Annotated in this window: 1 protein-coding gene; it reads left to right on the top strand. The window is 50.4% G+C overall.

The genetic code is table 11. From position 1 onward, the window contains the following. Positions 1–79: 79 nt before the first annotated feature. A protein-coding gene (locus SPM24T3_RS24005) for an IS3 family transposase (protein ID WP_086013252.1) occupies positions 80–1,191 on the top strand; the annotation gives its coding sequence in 2 pieces (ribosomal slippage) (positions 80–341 and positions 341–1,191; 1,113 coding nt in all). The last annotated feature ends 16 nt before the right edge of the window (positions 1,192–1,207 follow it).

Raw genomic sequence — 1,207 nt, 5'->3', positions numbered from 1 at the left:
TGTAAGCATCCCTCTTAACCGAACCATTCACTTTTAGAGATCTTCCGGCATACTGATTATGTCCCCTGAGGAGATCGCCATGCGTAAGATTCGATTCACCGAACACCAGATCATCGCCGTTCTTAAGTCTGTCGAAGCCGGACGAACCGTCAAAGATGTCTGCCGCGAGGCCGCTATTTCAGAAGCCAGCTATTACAACTGGAAGGCGAAATATGGCGGGATGGAAGCCGCTGATATCAAAAAGATCAAAGATCTTGAAGACGAGAATCGTCGTCTGAAGCAGATGTTTGCCGATCTGAGTCTGGAATGCCGGGCGCTGAAAGACGTCATCGAAAAAAAGCTTTAAAACCAGCGATAAAGCGTGAGCTCGTCAACTATCTGACCGCGCAGTTTTCGATGAGCTTACGCCAGGCATGCAGGACGTTATCGCTGAGCAGGACGGTGTTTAGTTATCAACCGGATACACGACGTGATGAAGCAGTGATCCAGAGCCTGACTGAGGCGGCTGAACGCTACCCTCGCTACGGATTTAAGAAGCTTTTTCAGGTGCTTCGCAGGCAGGGGCACGTCTGGAATCACAAGCGGGTACACCGGATTTACTGTCTGTTAAAACTGAATTTTCGTCGCAAGGGTAAACAACGCCTGCCGGTGCGCAATCCGGCTCCGCTGGCAACGCCGGAAGCGCTCAATCAAAGCTGGTCCATCGATTTTATGCACGACGCGCTGACATGTGGCCGACGTTTTCGGACTTTCAATGTCGTCGATGATTTTAACCGTGAAGCTCTGGCTATCGAAATTGACCTGAATATCCCGGCACAGCGTGTCGTGCGGGTGCTGGACAGGATAGCGGCAAATCGTGGATATCCGCTGAAGATGCGAATGGATAACGGACCGGAACTGATATCACTGGCTCTGGCGCAATGGGCCGAAGAGCATGCCGTGAAGCTGGAATTTATCAAGCCCGGTAAGCCAACACAGAATGCGTTTATAGAACGGTTTAACCGAACGTACCGGACCGAAATACTGGATTTTTATCTGTTCAGAACACTAAATGAAGCACGGGAAATGACGGAGCGCTGGCTGAATGAATACAACAGTGAGCGGCCTCATGAATCCCTGAATAACCTGACGCCGGAAGAGTATCGGCTAAAGGCTGAAAAACCGGGGATCTCAAAAAGTGCCTGGAACTAAAACGGGTGTACTTTCA

The sequence above is a fragment of the Serratia sp. M24T3 genome, from assembly GCF_000257645.1.
In the GTDB taxonomy this organism is placed as follows: Bacteria; Pseudomonadota; Gammaproteobacteria; order Enterobacterales; family Enterobacteriaceae; genus Rouxiella.
Note: the sequence above shows the minus strand (reverse complement) of the source record. Positions and strands in the feature narration are given on the sequence as shown.